This is a genomic window from Variovorax dokdonensis (genome assembly GCF_030316895.1).
In the GTDB taxonomy this organism is placed as follows: Bacteria; Pseudomonadota; Gammaproteobacteria; order Burkholderiales; family Burkholderiaceae_C; genus Variovorax; species Variovorax dokdonensis.
Window position 1 is genome coordinate 606,749 of the sequence record NZ_JASZYV010000001.1, and the last position, 13,460, is coordinate 620,208.

The 13,460-nt window shown below is 63.8% G+C and carries 18 protein-coding genes; 11 read left to right on the top strand and 7 right to left on the bottom strand.

Going from position 1 to position 13,460, the window contains the following annotated elements:
• Positions 1-7 precede the first annotated feature (7 nt).
• On the bottom strand, positions 8-1,099 hold the full coding sequence (locus QTH91_RS02745; protein ID WP_286658502.1) for a porin: 1,092 nt from the start codon (positions 1,097-1,099) through the stop codon (positions 8-10).
• A 416-nt stretch (positions 1,100-1,515) separates the two neighbouring features.
• On the opposite strand from QTH91_RS02745, the gene QTH91_RS02750 reads away from it, so the two are divergent.
• On the top strand, positions 1,516-1,683 hold the full coding sequence (locus QTH91_RS02750; protein ID WP_286658503.1) for a hypothetical protein: 168 nt from the start codon (positions 1,516-1,518) through the stop codon (positions 1,681-1,683).
• Positions 1,684-1,700: 17 nt separating this feature from the next.
• Here the strand turns inward: QTH91_RS02750 and QTH91_RS02755 are convergent, their stop codons facing one another.
• Entirely contained in the window at positions 1,701-1,913 is a 213-nt protein-coding gene (locus QTH91_RS02755) for a hypothetical protein (RefSeq protein WP_286658504.1), read from the bottom strand.
• Positions 1,914-2,266: 353 nt separating this feature from the next.
• Between QTH91_RS02755 and QTH91_RS02760 the strand changes: the two genes are divergently transcribed.
• From QTH91_RS02760 to rbp, 3 genes are read left to right on the top strand one after another with little or no spacing between them, the layout of a single operon-like run.
• The gene (locus tag QTH91_RS02760; protein ID WP_286658505.1) at positions 2,267-2,482 is read left to right on the top strand and encodes a hypothetical protein; all 216 of its coding nucleotides are present in this window, start codon (positions 2,267-2,269) and stop codon (positions 2,480-2,482) included.
• A 31-nt stretch (positions 2,483-2,513) separates the two neighbouring features.
• Positions 2,514-2,780 carry a translation initiation factor IF-1 gene (gene infA, locus QTH91_RS02765; protein ID WP_286658506.1) on the top strand — a complete coding sequence of 89 codons (267 nt, stop codon included), beginning with the start codon at positions 2,514-2,516 and terminating at the stop codon, positions 2,778-2,780.
• 57 nt (positions 2,781-2,837) lie between these two features.
• Positions 2,838-3,134 (top strand): RNA-binding regulator, encoded by a 297-nt coding sequence (rbp, locus tag QTH91_RS02770; protein WP_286658507.1) that lies wholly within the window; start codon positions 2,838-2,840, stop codon positions 3,132-3,134.
• Positions 3,135-3,189: 55 nt separating this feature from the next.
• On the opposite strand, the gene QTH91_RS02775 is transcribed toward rbp, so the two are convergent.
• On the bottom strand, positions 3,190-3,543 hold the full coding sequence (locus tag QTH91_RS02775; protein WP_390368533.1) for a DUF2827 family protein: 354 nt from the start codon (positions 3,541-3,543) through the stop codon (positions 3,190-3,192).
• On the opposite strand from QTH91_RS02775, the gene QTH91_RS02780 reads away from it, so the two are divergent.
• The 3 genes from QTH91_RS02780 to QTH91_RS02790 all read left to right on the top strand — a co-directional run bounded on the left by QTH91_RS02780 (position 3,526) and on the right by QTH91_RS02790 (position 6,094).
• Positions 3,526-3,684: a hypothetical protein gene (locus QTH91_RS02780; protein ID WP_286659668.1), complete on the top strand. Its 159-nt coding sequence runs from the start codon at positions 3,526-3,528 to the stop codon at positions 3,682-3,684. The genes QTH91_RS02775 and QTH91_RS02780 overlap by 18 nt on opposite strands.
• 89 nt (positions 3,685-3,773) lie before the next feature.
• Complete coding sequence (locus tag QTH91_RS02785; protein ID WP_286658508.1) at positions 3,774-4,946, top strand: DUF2827 domain-containing protein; 1,173 nt, start codon at positions 3,774-3,776, stop codon at positions 4,944-4,946.
• Positions 4,943-6,094 carry a DUF2827 domain-containing protein gene (locus tag QTH91_RS02790; RefSeq protein WP_286658509.1) on the top strand — a complete coding sequence of 384 codons (1,152 nt, stop codon included), beginning with the start codon at positions 4,943-4,945 and terminating at the stop codon, positions 6,092-6,094. The genes QTH91_RS02785 and QTH91_RS02790 overlap by 4 nt, the downstream gene beginning before the upstream one ends.
• A gap of 172 nt (positions 6,095-6,266) precedes the next feature.
• Here QTH91_RS02790 and QTH91_RS02795 read toward each other — a convergent pair whose 3' ends face one another.
• Genes QTH91_RS02795 through hppD form a run of 3 tightly spaced genes read right to left on the bottom strand, consistent with a single transcriptional unit; the run spans position 6,267 to position 9,010 of the window.
• Positions 6,267-6,986, bottom strand: coding sequence for an SDR family NAD(P)-dependent oxidoreductase (locus tag QTH91_RS02795; protein WP_286658510.1), 720 nt, complete (start codon positions 6,984-6,986; stop codon positions 6,267-6,269).
• Position 6,987: 1 nt separating this feature from the next.
• Positions 6,988-7,893 carry a phenylalanine 4-monooxygenase gene (gene phhA / locus QTH91_RS02800; RefSeq protein ID WP_286658511.1) on the bottom strand — a complete coding sequence of 302 codons (906 nt, stop codon included), beginning with the start codon at positions 7,891-7,893 and terminating at the stop codon, positions 6,988-6,990.
• A 34-nt stretch (positions 7,894-7,927) separates the two neighbouring features.
• Entirely contained in the window at positions 7,928-9,010 is a 1,083-nt protein-coding gene (hppD, locus tag QTH91_RS02805; protein ID WP_286658512.1) for a 4-hydroxyphenylpyruvate dioxygenase, read from the bottom strand.
• A 255-nt stretch (positions 9,011-9,265) separates the two neighbouring features.
• Here hppD and QTH91_RS02810 point away from each other — a divergent pair, with 255 nt between their 5' ends.
• The 4 genes from QTH91_RS02810 (at position 9,266) to QTH91_RS02830 (ending at position 12,757) form a co-directional block, all read left to right on the top strand.
• Complete coding sequence (locus tag QTH91_RS02810) at positions 9,266-9,754, top strand: cupin domain-containing protein (protein WP_286658513.1); 489 nt, start codon at positions 9,266-9,268, stop codon at positions 9,752-9,754.
• A gap of 76 nt (positions 9,755-9,830) precedes the next feature.
• Positions 9,831-10,313: an Lrp/AsnC family transcriptional regulator gene (locus QTH91_RS02815; protein ID WP_286658514.1), complete on the top strand. Its 483-nt coding sequence runs from the start codon at positions 9,831-9,833 to the stop codon at positions 10,311-10,313.
• An 84-nt stretch (positions 10,314-10,397) separates the two neighbouring features.
• Positions 10,398-11,447: a VOC family protein gene (locus QTH91_RS23140; RefSeq protein ID WP_438273540.1), complete on the top strand. Its 1,050-nt coding sequence runs from the start codon at positions 10,398-10,400 to the stop codon at positions 11,445-11,447.
• Positions 11,448-11,587: 140 nt separating this feature from the next.
• Positions 11,588-12,757, top strand: coding sequence for an acyltransferase family protein (locus QTH91_RS02830; RefSeq protein ID WP_286658516.1), 1,170 nt, complete (start codon positions 11,588-11,590; stop codon positions 12,755-12,757).
• A 24-nt stretch (positions 12,758-12,781) separates the two neighbouring features.
• Here the strand turns inward: QTH91_RS02830 and ureG are convergent, their stop codons facing one another.
• Positions 12,782-13,429: an urease accessory protein UreG gene (gene ureG / locus QTH91_RS02835; protein ID WP_286658517.1), complete on the bottom strand. Its 648-nt coding sequence runs from the start codon at positions 13,427-13,429 to the stop codon at positions 12,782-12,784.
• Positions 13,430-13,460: the final 31 nt, after the last annotated feature.

Below are 13,460 nucleotides of genomic sequence, written 5' to 3' on the forward strand. Positions count from 1 at the left end.
GGCGCGCCTAGAACGAAAAGCGCATGCCGCCGACCCACTGCGTGAGGTCGTTGTCGGTCGTGCTGGTCAGCCCGTTGGGAATGGTGAAAGAAGCCCGCCCCAGCCCCGCGTTGTCATCGTTCTTGAAGTACGTGACCGAGGTGTAGAGCGTCGTGCGCTTGGACAGCGAATATTGATACCCGATGCCGATGCCCTGGGTGCTGCTGTTGCTCAGGTAGCTGGGCTTGTTGACCACGTATTGGATCTTCACGAGGCTCGAGCCCAGGCTGTAGTCAGCGCCCACCCACCAGCCCGATCCGTCCAGATTGAGGCTGCTGCGGTCATCGACAGACAGGTACGCGCCGCGCACCTTGAGACTGCCGAAGCTGTAGGCCGCGGCGACGATCCAACTGCGCCGGGCGGCGTCTGGCGTGATGCTGCCGCCCCGGTCGTCGACATACGCGGCGGCAAGGTCCACCGGCCCCTGGGCATAGCGGGCATAGGTGTCCAGCACGCGGTTGCCGCCGGCATCGTCGACCACCTCGCCAAAGCCGCCTTGAACGCCGAAGCGAAAGCCGCTCCACACCGGCGATTCGTACTTCACGGCGTTGTTGATGCGTGCCGGCCCGCCGTTGCCGGTGCCACTGTCCAACGAGCCACGGACGGGCTCGTAGCCGCCGAAACCGCCGATCACCGCGGAACTCGGTCCATTGCCAGAGTTCGAGAACTCGCTGAACTCGTCCGTCAGGTGCCAGAAGCCGGTGTACTGGCGACCCAGCGTGATCGCCCCCAAAGATGTGGAGCCGACGCCGACGAACGACTGCCGCCCGAACACCGCGCCTTGGCCGTAGGTGCCGTCGTCCATGTTCAGGCCGGTTTCGAGCACGAAGTTCGCATACAGCCCATCGCCCAGATCCTCCCGCCCGCGGAACCCGAGGCGCGAGGCCGACAGGCCGCTCGACTGAAGCTGTGTGATGCGGCCCGTGCCGCCCTGGATGCCCGTGAAGTAGGCATCGGCCACACCGTAGATGGAGACGCTGCTGCCCTGGGCGTGCGCAGCGCCGGCCAGAGCCGCCAAGCCCAGGCACATCGTCGGCGAGTACAAGGAACGTTGGCGCATCGGTCGCGTTGCTTGTGGTCGGAGAGCCATTAAACGCGCCTCGCGGCTTGGATGCAAGCGCTGCAAGGGCGGTCAGGAGCGCCACTCGCCGACGGGCGTTGCGGCCGTCTTCGGCTTGCCTGCAACGGAAATACTTCTAGGTGATCTTGCCGATTGGGCGCACGATGACGCATCGCGGCGTCTGTGCCTCGAGTCAGAGGACGGCCATGTCGAACGAAACCTTCACCTCGCCCCACGTGGGGTCGAGCGCAAAAAACAACAGTGAGGCGCCGCGGGTCGCACAAGCATCGAACTCACGCTATTTCGAGCTGGCTCAAAGCGCTCCTCGGAAAGGGTCCCCGCGAAGGTACAGCCTGATCTGCCATGACACCCGGACTCGGGTCGTCGTCGGCGGTGAAGGCGTCGGAGCGGGTGACATGATCCCTGCGCTCATCTCCGACTACGACATGGAAGCATTCTGCGCATTCCTGATGCACAACCGACAGCTGCCGCTGCACGTGAATACGGACTCCTCGGTCGAACCGTCGAGCTACGACGACTACTTCGAGTTCTCCGCCTGGTCGCAAGAGCCACCGGTGGCTTGAGCGCCAGGCTTGCCCTGCTACTTGGGAATCTGCTGGCGGCAGATGTTGGAGCCGGTGGCCGTCAACTGCAGCGTTCCGCCGAGCCACTCGAGCCAGGACAGTGCGACGAGGTCATCGATCACGGCATCGTCGATCTCGCCGGCGCGTCGGCGATGCAGCAGGTCCGCCACGCGGGGAAGCTCGACGCGAAGCGCATCTCGTCGAAGTATGGAAAGAAGCGCCTTGCTCATCTGAGCCTTTCAATGCCGGTGAGGAATTCAGCGTATCACTCCCGCCATTTTGTACGTGCATCGCATACGCGCAAGCGCTTTCGGAACAATTGCCCTATACTCGACGCAATTGACCGCGGCTTGCTCGTTGCCTCGATCATCGATAGACACCTTGCGCCAGCCTTTGGCCGCATGACATGTCCGGAGCATCACTCCTTCCGGACCCTATGTCTTCCTCCTCTCGACGAGCTCCATTTTCGACCTAGAGTCCATCGCGACGCGGTCGGCACTCACCCAACATCGTTGACCCGGCATCCCATCGGATGCCTGCACTGCAGCGCTCTTGCGAGCGGCCGCGTGCCTTGATTCCAAATATGCATCTTTCACACGCCCACGAGGTGGGCAAGTACCTCGTCACCCCGATGACGAAAGTCAATGAAGCCGGCCGCTATTGCGCGTCGGTATCCATCCGCCGCGGCATGCACGACCGAGTGTTCCGCCTCATTCCGGATTTCGACAGTGCCCTTGGCGCCGCACGCTATGCGTTGGCGCAAGGCCGTCATTTCGTATTGAACAACCAATTGGTCTGAGACCGATCAGACCCACCAACAGAGGAGACTTGTGGCCAAGGAAGAACTGATTGAAATGCAAGGGCGCGTTGAAGAGGTGTTGCCCGACTCGCGTTTTCGGGTCACCCTCGACAACGGCCACAGTCTGATCTGCTATTCCGGCGGAAAGATGCGAAAGCATCGAATCCGCGTCCTGGCTGGCGACCGAGTTTCCCTCGAGTTGTCGCCCTACGACCTCACCAAAGGCCGGCTCACGTTTCGCCATATCGAGCCTCGTGCTCCTGGCGCACCGCGTCCGGCGTTTCGGCCCAGGCGTTAGACAAGCCGGCCCACTACCCTCTTCATCAACACCCATCCAACTTCTCGAAAGAATCTCATGGAAAACAAACTCTACGTCGGCAACCTTTCCTACTCCATGCGCGACGACACGCTGCAGCAGCAGTTCGCCAACTTCGGCCACGTCTCGTCGGCCAAGGTCATGATGGACCGCGACTCCGGCCGCTCGAAGGGCTTCGGCTTTGTCGAGATGGGCTCCAGCGCCGAAGCGCAAGCTGCCATCCAAGGCCTCAATGGCAAGCAGGTCGACGGCAGGGAACTGACCGTCAACGTGGCGCGTCCGATGGAGCCGCGTGGCGACAGCTTCGGCCGCGGTCCCCGTCGCAACAGCTACTAAAGTCTCCGGGGTCGATCGCGGCGTGTGCCGCGACTGACTCCGATGGCGTCCGCCCCTAGCAGGCAGGGCGCCTGAACAACGCGTCGAGCAGGCCGGCATAGACCGCGACCAGCTGCGACGCGTCGGGCAGATAGCGTCCGATCAGCTGACGCTGGCGCGCACGGTAAGCCGTGCTTTGCGCATCGAACGCATCCAGGATCTCCTGCACATGGCTTGCCCCTTGGGCGACCTGATTGGCTTCGTAGTAGTAGCCCAGGTCCGCGCACAGGCTGGCGTTGTGCACCAGCGGGTATCCCTGCCAGCACACATCCAGGTAGAAATAATTGAGCGGGTTCTCGATCTGATGCGAGAGCACGATGTCCGTTCGTTCGGCCAGGAACTCGGGTGTGGCATGCCGTCCCAGGAACACCGCCTTGTGGCGGGCGTGGGTGTGGGCGTGGGCGGATACCCAGGCTACGGCGCCATGGCCTTTGTCTACAAGCAGATGTCCAAGGATGGTGGCATGGGCTGGGGCGCCGGCGTATCGACCACCGGGAGCCAATGGGCCTGAGCGCGGGCGTTGGCTGGAAGTGGAATTGACACGGGGCCGCTATCCGGCCGCCTGGCACGAACGCGGCTTTTCTGGGTGACACTCACGCGATGCGTGTCGGCATCTCGGTCATCTCCCATGCGGGTCAGAACATCTGGGAAAACGGCATGGGCCAGAACGTCGTCTTCCTGGCCCGCGCGCTACAGCAGGTGCCTTTCGTCGAAGCGGTATTTCTGGTCGATGTCGGAGACCAGGGCGCGATGCCGCCGCAAGTCGATCTCCAGGCGCTGGAGCTTCGGCTGATCCGCCCGGGCGAGGCGATCGACGCGATCGACGTCGTGATCGAACTTGCGGGCGCGCTGCCTGCCGAATGGCTGGCGCATTTCCGGGCCTGCGGGGGAAAGTCGGCATTCCTTTGCGTGGGCCAGCCGCATGTCGCCCTGGCCGAGCCGATCCTGTTCACCGACAAGGCCGTGTTCCTCAAGCCACAACGTTGCGACCGCGTCTGGGTGCTTCCCAAGGACGAGGTCTTTGCGCCCATGATGCGCACACTGCACCGGGTGCCCGTGTCGGTCGCGCCGTACCTGTGGTCGCCGATGTTTCTCGATGCACGCGCGCAGGAGACCGAGCGCGCCGGATTCCGTTTCGGCTACCAGCCAGCAAGAGGGAAGTGGCGCGTGGCCATCTTCGAGCCCAACATTTCGGTGGTGAAGAACTGTCTGGTGCCGCTGCTGGCTTGCGATGTCGCCTATCGGCAGCGGCCGGACGGCATCGAGTCGATGCAGGTGCTCAATGCACTGCACATGAAGGAGCACCCGACATTGCTCTACCTGGCCAACTCGCTCGACCTGGTTCGCCAGCACAAGGCGAAGTTCCACGGCCGCCACGATTTCGCCGGCTTCATGGTGCAGCACGCCGACGCGGTGGTTGCGCACCAGTGGCAGAACGCGCAGAACTACAGCTACCTCGACGCCTTGCATGGCGGCTACCCCCTGGTGCACAACAGCCCCTGGCTGCGCGAACTGGGGTACTACTACCCTGACTTCGACATTGCCGCCGCCGGCGCCCAACTGCTGCATGCCTTGCAGGTGCACGACGCGCAACTGGACGACTACCGGGCCAATGCCCGTCGCTTCATCGCCGGGCTCGATCCCTTGGCGCCAGCGAACGTCGATGCCTGTGCCCGTCTGCTGCTGGAGCTGGTCGATGGCGACGAAGCGTTCTGCGCCAACGACGCCAGGTCGACGGGCAGCGCATCGCGCAAGGCGGAGTCAGCCTCGTGAGCGGCGCATCCAGGCTCGGCCCGAACCGCAGGCTGAAGGTCGGTGTGTCCATCTACGTTCGCAAGGGCGATCAAAGCCTGTGGGAGAACGGCATCTTCCAGAACTGCCTGTTCCTGGTGCTGCTGCTTCTGGAGTCGCCGTGTGTCGAAGAGGTGGTGCTGGTGGCCGGCGGGAGCGACGCCAGGCCGGAGGATGCGCGCAGGTTTCTTGCCGATTCGCCGGTGCCCCTGATCGACATGCCCGCAGCCTTGGAACGGCTGGATGTGATGATCGAGATGAGCGCTCAGCTTGCGCGCGAATGGGTGGTGCAGTTCCGCGAACGCGGCGGGCGTGTGATCTCCATGCGCGTGGGAAACGACTACGCGATCGATGCCGAACGCATGATCTTCAATAAGCCGCACGGCCTGGTGATCACCGCAGCGCCCTACGACGAGATCTGGACGCTGGCTGAATACGAACAGGTGTGCGTGCCCTATTTCAACGCGGCCTTCCGCGCGCCGGTCCGGCTGGTGCCGCACCTGTGGAGCCCTGTGGTTCTGGAGCAGGCCCGTCAGCGGGCGGGCTGCGTGGGCGAATTTGCCTATCAGAGCGGGCGCACCAAGTGGCGAGTGGGGATCTTCGAGCCGAACATCTGCATGGTCAAGACGAGCTTCACGCCCATGCTGGCCTGCGAGGTGGCGCATCGAGCACGCGCGCGCATGATCGAGCACCTGTGGGTCTTCAACACGCTGGAAATGAAGGACAAGCCAGCCTTCGTCGGCTTTGCGCAGAGCCTGGACCTGGTGCGCCACGGGCTCGCCACCTTCGAAGGGCGCTTTCCGGTGTACGAGATGCTGCCGGCCCAGGTGGATGCGGTGGTGGCGCACCAGTGGGAGAACGCGCAGAACTATCTGTACTACGAGGCGCTTTACGGTGGGTTTCCGTTGGTGCACAACTCGCATCTGCTGGGCGATTGCGGTTACCGCTACGAAGGCTTCGACTGCGAGGAAGCTGGCGCCGCATTGCTTCGTGCATTCGACGAGCACGACCCGCAGCTTGCCCGGTATCGCGCAAGTGCCCAGGCATTCCTGGCACAGCTCGATCCGACCAACGAAGACAACGTGCGCTTCTACACCTCGGCCATCGAAGAAGTGGTGGCACGCCCATGAAAGCGCTCTTGTCGATCAGCATCGTTGCACTGCTTCCCGGCGTCTACGGTGTCGCTGATCGACTCACCGCCCGGATGCATGGTGATCCGGCGCTACGTGCAGTATGGGTGGGTCGATCCCAATGCGGGATCGGGCGGGGCCAGTGGGCCGCGCGGCGGCCAGCGTCGCTGAATCAGCTCAGCCCAGTCACCGGCAAGGCCGCGCCGTGCACTGCGCGCGCGGCGTCGGAGGCCAGGAAAGCGATCACCCGCGCCAGGTCGCGCGGTGCCACCCAGTTCGCCGGATCGGCGTCGGGCATGTCGCCGCGGTTCTCGGGCGTGTCGATGATGGTGGGCAGGACGCAGTTGACGTTGATGCCCTGCGTGCGCAATTCGGCGGCCATCGACTCGGTCAGGCGGATCACCGCACTCTTGGCCGCAATGTAGGCGCCCATGTTCGCCAGCCCGCGCTGCGCCGAGAAAGCCCCGATGTTCACGACCTTGCCGCTGCCTTGCCGCAGCATCTGCGGCACCACGGCCTGAGCCATGTGTTGCACGGTGCGCACGTTGAGGTCGTAAAGATGGTTCCAGGTCGCGGCGTCGGTGCCGTGCACCGGTGTGCCCATGCCGAAGCCGCCCGCCAGGTTGCACAGCACGTCGATGCGGCCGAAGCGGTCGATGGCGGTCTGCGCCGCAGCTTGCGCGTCCGCGGCATCGAGCAGGTTGGCGGCGATCGACAGGTGCCGCTCGTCCGATTCGCCGAAAGCGGCGCCAAGCCGGTCGGCATGTAGGTCGACCAGCGCGAGGCGAGCGCCGTGCTCGCCAAACACTTCGGCCACCGCGCGGCCCAGGTTTCCGGCAGCGCCGGTGATGAGGACGACGGCGTCTTGCATGTCGTGGTCGATGTTGCTCATGTCAGATGCTGGCCTTGGCGGTGTTGCGGCGCTCGCGATGGTACTGCCCGGTGCCGCGCGAGATCACGCGGTCGGTGGGCAGCACGGTGCCGGGCTCATGCTCGACCTGGCCATCGATGCGGTCGTAGAACGGCCCAAAATCGATGTGCGCCAGTTCCAGCAACTGGTCGAGCCCGTCGATGACGAAGTAGCTTTCTTGAAAGTCGTCGATGCGATAGCGGGTGCGCATGACGCGCTCGAGGTCGAAGGCGATGCGGTTGGGCGACGGGTCTTCCAGCGAGAAGATGCTTTCGGTCAACGACGAGGCGATGCCAGCGCCATAGATGCGAACGCCGTCGGCCTGCTGCACCAGCCCGAACTCCACCGTGTACCAGTAGACGCGCGCCAGTTTGTCGAGCACACCCAGCTTTTGCGCCCGCAGGCCGCCGCGCCCGTAGGCCTGGATGTAGTCGGCGATCACCGGGTTCATGAGCATCGGCACGTGGCCGAACACGTCATGAAAGACATCGGGCTCTTCCAGGTAGTCGAGCTCGTGGGGCTTGCGGATGAACTGTCCCGCAGGAAAGCGCCGATTGGCCAGGTGTTCGAAGAACACTTCGTCGGGCACCAGCCCCGGCACGGCCACCACCTGCCAGCCGGTGCGCTGCATGAGCACCTCCGAAAGGCGGCGGAAGTCCGGAATCTGCTCTGGGCCGATGGGCAGGTTCTTCATGCCCTGGACGAACTCATCGCACGCGCGGCCGGGCAAGAGCTTGGACTGGCGCTCGAACAGCACCTTCCACACTGCGTGCTCGGCCGGGCTGTAGTTGTCCCAGCCCTGATCGATCGTCCAGTCGGCTCGCTCGGGCGCGGAGCCCGCGGCCAGGCCATGCAGTTCCTTCGCTTCGCGTTCGACGGATTCGATCATGGCGTTGCTCCTGGGTTGTCGGTGTGGAGGGGGCTCAGGCCGCCGTCAGCACGCCGCGATTGATCTGGTCGCGCTCCAGCGATTCGAACAGCGCCTTGAAGTTGCCTTCGCCGAAGCCTTCGCGGTAGTTGCCCTTGCGCTCGATGAACTCGAAGAACACGGGGCCCAGCAGCGGCTCGGAAAAAATCTGCAGCAGCAGACGCGGCTGGCCGCCTTCGGTGGTGCCGTCGAGCAGGATGCCGCGCGCCTGCAGTTCGCTCACCGGCTGGCCATGGCCGGGCAGGCGCTTGTCGAGGTTCTCGTAGTAGATGTCGTTGGGCGCTGTCAAAAGCGGGACGCCGGCCATCTGCAGCTTGTCGATGGCGCTGGGCAGGTCGTCGCAGAGCAGGGCGATGTGCTGGATGCCTTCGCCGCTGAACTGCATCAGGAATTCCTCGATCTGGCCGCCGCCCTGCTTGGCTTCTTCGTTGAGGGGGATGCGGATCAGGCCATCGGGTGCGGTCATGGCCTTGGAGGTCAAGCCGGTGTATTCGCCCTGGATGTCGAAGTAGCGAATTTCCTTGAAGTTGAACAGCCGCTCGTAGAAGGCCGCCCAGTGCGCCATGCGACCGCGGTACACGTTGTGCGTCAGGTGGTCCACCACGCTGAAGCCGTGGCCCGCAGGGCGGCGGTCGACGCCTTCGACCCATTCGAAGTCGATGTCGTAGATGGACTTGCCGTCTTCATGACGGTCGATGAGGTAAAGCGGGGCGCCGCCGATGCCCTTGATCGCCGGCAGGCGCAGTTCCATGGGGCCGGTCGACATGTCCATGGGCTGGGCGCCCAGTTCGAGCGCGCGGGCATAGGCCTTGTGCGAGTCCTTCACGCGGAAGGCCAGGCCGCAGGCCGCGGGGCCGTGCTCGGCGGCGAAGTAGTAGGCCGGGCTCTTGGGCTCGCGGTTGACGATGAAGTTGATGTCGCCCTGACGGTAAAGCACAACGTCCTTGGAGCGGTGCTTGGCCACCAGCGTGAAGCCGAGCTTCTCGAACAACGGCTCCAGCGTGTTGGCCACTGGGGCAGCGAACTCGACGAATTCGAAGCCTTGCAGGCCCATGGGGTTGTCAAACAGATCGGCCATGCGGGTCTCCATCAAGGGGTGTTGGGTGATCGGGGTTGGATACCTGTCGATCCTACGAATTCAGCGCGCATCGTTACTGCATTCGCGGTTGTTTTTTGTCTGCCAGACGCACAGTTCCTGCAAAAAGAAGGTCAGGCAAGCGGTTAATCGTCATGCTCATGACAGAATTTGATCTGTGGCGTCTTCGGCGCGGGCGGGCACCACGTTAGAGAGACACGAACCCGCAGCGGATTTCACTGGGCGAGGGAGGAAACCTTGAAAAAAGGTTCTAAATATCTGAAGGCCGTCGCACTGGCGGCGGCGGTGGGCATCGGCGTGGCCTGCTTGGACGTTTGGCTGTTCGTCGCCAATTCGGCGCCGCCTTCCGCGATCTCGATCCACCAGGGCATGACCGCCCTGGAAATTCCTCCGGAATGGATCCGCTCGGGCAACCCGAGATTCAAGGTGGTCGAAATCGCTCGCTCTTCCAATGAGCGCCACATCGTGGGTCTGTGGCAATGCGAGGGGCCGACCACCTTCGAATGGCAATTCAGCCTCGACGAAACCGTCCATTTGCTCGAGGGCGAGGTCCGAGTCGACTACCTGGGGAAGTCGTTCACGCTGCGGCCAGGGCATTCCGCCACTTTCCACGCTGGGACGCGGGCGGTCTGGCACATCCCGGACAGGGCCAAGAAGGTCTTCAGCCTGGAGCACCCCGGCAAACTCGGCTTGCTTTGGCGCCGTGTCGTGACGGCATCCAATTGACAGTTGACACTATATGACACGGATGAAATAACTTAGCGGGGCGGGTGCCGCGCACGATTCATGCAAAATCGTTTGCATGAGCGCACCAGTTCAACTCGACAAGATCGACCTGCGCGTCCTCGAAGTGCTGCAGGCCGACGGTCGAGCCACCTACGACCAGATCGCCGACAAGGTCGGGCTGTCGCCGTCGGCAACGCTTCGGCGCGTCAAGCGGCTGGAAGAGGGCGGCGTCATTTCCGGCTACGTTGCGTTGGTGCAGCCGGAGCACGTCGGCCTGACGTTGACCGCCTACATCAACGTGCGGCTGGAAAAGTACGCCGAGACCCACAAGCGCAACCCGATGGATGCTTTCCGCGCGTCGGTGCAGGGCTGGCCCGAAGTGGTCGAATGCAGTTCGCTGACCGGCGAGATGGACTATCTGCTTTGCGTGCGCGTGGCCGACATGGCCCACTACTCCCGCTTCGTCATGGACACCTTGCTCAGGCACCCCAGCGTGCAGGACTGCAAGACCAGCTTCGTGCTCGAGAGCATCAAGCGGACGACGGCCCTGCCTTTGTGAGGTTTGGTCGCAGGTGTGGCGAAGACGGCCTGGTCTGCGTTCAGATGTCCGCTCGGGGGCGCGAGAACAATGCCTGTGCGTGCCATGACCCATGCACCTCAGGGCCTGAGGAAAGGCCTCACGAACTACGGTGACCAGGAGTTCTCGCTGTTTCTGCGCAAGGCGTTCATCAAGGGCGCCGGCTATACCGATGACGCCCTGGATCGCCCGGTCATCGGCATCACCAACACGGGCAGCAGCTACAACCCCTGCCACGGCAACATGCCTCAGCTCATCGAGGCGGTAAAGCGCGGCACGCCTGTTCTGGTGGATCTCAAACCATCGGGGCAACACTACATGGAAGACTTCCACAAGGCAGGCGGCATGGCGACGCTGCTGCGTGAGCTCAAGCCCTTGCTGCGCCTGAACGCCCTGACTGTCACTGGGCGCACGCTCGGCGAAGAAATCGAACGAGCGGGCGCCGGCTTCGCGCAGGACGTTGTGCGGCCTATCGACAAGCCGATCTATCAAGCTTGCTCGCGCAGGGGTCAAGGACATCGTGCGCGTCTCGGATGGCCGCATGAGCGGCACGGCGTTCGGCATCATCGTCCTGCACGTTACCCAAGCCGACCAAGGCGTGGACTTCGACTTCCTGCGGGCTCCTCGCATGGTTGGCAAAGCGCCCGAGTAAGGTTGGCATCCACAACCTCACGTTTCGGAGTAGACGCCATGGAACCAAGAGTCACGCTCATCACCCTCGGAGTGGAGGATCTGGAACGGGCGGTCGCCTTCTATCGCGACGGCCTCGGGCTGCCCACCACCGGCATAGTGGGGCAGGAGTTTGAGAACGGCGCGGTCGCATTCTTCGACCTGCAAGATGGCCTCAAGCTCGCCGTATGGCCACGTGCAAGCATGGCTGCCGATACGGGCATCGCGCAGCAGGCGGGAGGCCGCCCCCTCGAATTCACCCTCGGGCACAACGTGCTGTCAAGGAGCGAGGTGGATTCCGTGCTGCAGCAAGCGACCAAGGCGGGCGCAACCTTGGTCAAGGCGCCGGCAGACACGTTCTACGGTGGTTACGGCGGCTACTTCATGGACCCAGACGGGCACCTCTGGGAGGTGGTCTACAACCCCCACATGTTGCCGAAAAACTAGTGCGACACGCTGCCGCATTTCCGCGCCCTTGCACCTGCGTACTAGACCCTCTGGCGGAATGCTTTAGTAGTAACCGTCTGTCACAATGAGCCTTGTCGTTCAACGATCGACCGCAGCGGCGTCGGTTTTGTCAAGGTTCAATGAGCAGCCATCAGCAACACAATTTCGTCTGGCTCGATCTGGTTCGGGGGATCAGTGCGGTGGCGGTGTGCGCCAGCCATCTGCGCGCGGCCATGTTCGTCGACTACGCGCAGGCGAGTGCCACGGGGTTCTGGAGCACGCTGTTCTACGCCCTGACCGGGTTGGGCCACCAAGCGGTGATGGTCTTCTTCGTGCTGAGCGGGTTCTTTGTGGGCGGCTCGATCCTGCGCAACAGCAAGGCATTCCGCCCCGGCGACTACGCCCTGGCGCGCTTGTCGCGACTGTGGGTGGTCCTGGTGCCGGCATTGGCTTTCACGGCCATCGTCGATGCGGTCATCCGACATGTCGCGCCCGAGGTGCTGACCGGGGAATACTGGCCCATCTGGAACTCGGGCCCCTACTCGGCCAGCACGTATTCGGCGTCGATGGCCACGCTGGGCGGCAACCTGCTGTTCCTGCAGACGATCGAAACCCCCGTGTTCGGCACCAACGGGCCGCTGTGGAGCCTGGCCAACGAGTTCTGGTACTACGTGCTTTTTCCGCTGTGCGTCGTGGCCTTGGGAGTGGTGGTTCCCCGTGGCGCGTCCCGGCCCTGGCACCGGCTGGCGGCAGGCGCAGTGGCCCTGCTCATCCTGGCCTGGCTGCCGCCCCAGATGGCAGCGGCCTTCCCGATCTGGCTGCTGGGCCTGGTGGTGTACGCCACGGCTGGCAAGGTAAAGCCGATCCTGCTCAAGGCCCTGCTGATCCTGTCGGGGCTGGCGCTGTTCGTCGCGACGCTGCTCTACAGCAAGAGCGGCCACTTGCATGGGCTTTGGGGGTTTCCGCCCGACCTGGCCGTCGGCCTGGGCTTCTGTTTGCTGTGCATCGGGCTGACCCAACTGCGGCCGCCAGCGCGTGGCGATGCACTGTGGGTGCGTGCGAGCCAGGGCCTGTCGGCGTTTTCCTATTCGCTCTACCTGGTGCACTTTCCGCTCGTGGCGCTGATCGGCGCCGTGTTCTACGGCAAGCGGAGCATGCAGCTCGATGCCGCGTCGCTCACTCAGTTCAGCCTGTGGCTGCTGTTGCTGCTGGGGGCCGGCGTGCTGTTCTACTGGCTGTTCGAACGGCACACCGGCGCGCTGCGCAATGCGATGAGCCGGGTGGTGCGGCCCGTGCGGGACGCGGCGTAAGGCGGCAGCCGAGCCGCCGGCGCGTCAGGCCTTGAGCATGCCGCGCGCTTCGATGAACTCGATCACCTCATCCAGTCCGGACTGCGTCTTGAGGTTGGTCATCACGAACGGGCGCGTCTTGCGCATGCGCCGCGTGTCGCTTTCCATGACCGACAGGTCGGCGCCCACGTGTGGCGCCAGGTCGGTCTTGTTGATGACGAACAGATCGCTCTTGGTGATGCCGGGGCCGCCCTTGCGCGGGATCTTCTCGCCGGCGGCGACGTCGATCACGTAGATGGTGAGGTCGGACAGTTCGGGGCTGAAGGTGGCCGCGAGGTTGTCGCCGCCGCTTTCGACGAACACCACGTCGGCATTCGGAAAGCTCGCCAGCATGCGGTCGATCGCTTCGAGGTTGATCGAAGCGTCCTCGCGGATCGCGGTGTGCGGACAGCCGCCCGTTTCCACGCCCATGATGCGCTCGGCCGGCAGGGCGCCCGCCACCGTGAGCAGGCGCTGATCTTCCTTGGTGTAGATGTCGTTGGTGATGGCGATCAGGTCGTACGTATCGCGCATGCGCTTGCACAGCATCTCCAGCAAGGTGGTCTTGCCCGAGCCGACCGGCCCGCCAATGCCCACGCGCAGGGGTGGCAGTCTCTTGGTGCGGTTGGGAACGTGGTGCAGTGCGGTGCTCATACGGGTGCGAAGGAAGAAGGTCGTTGGATCG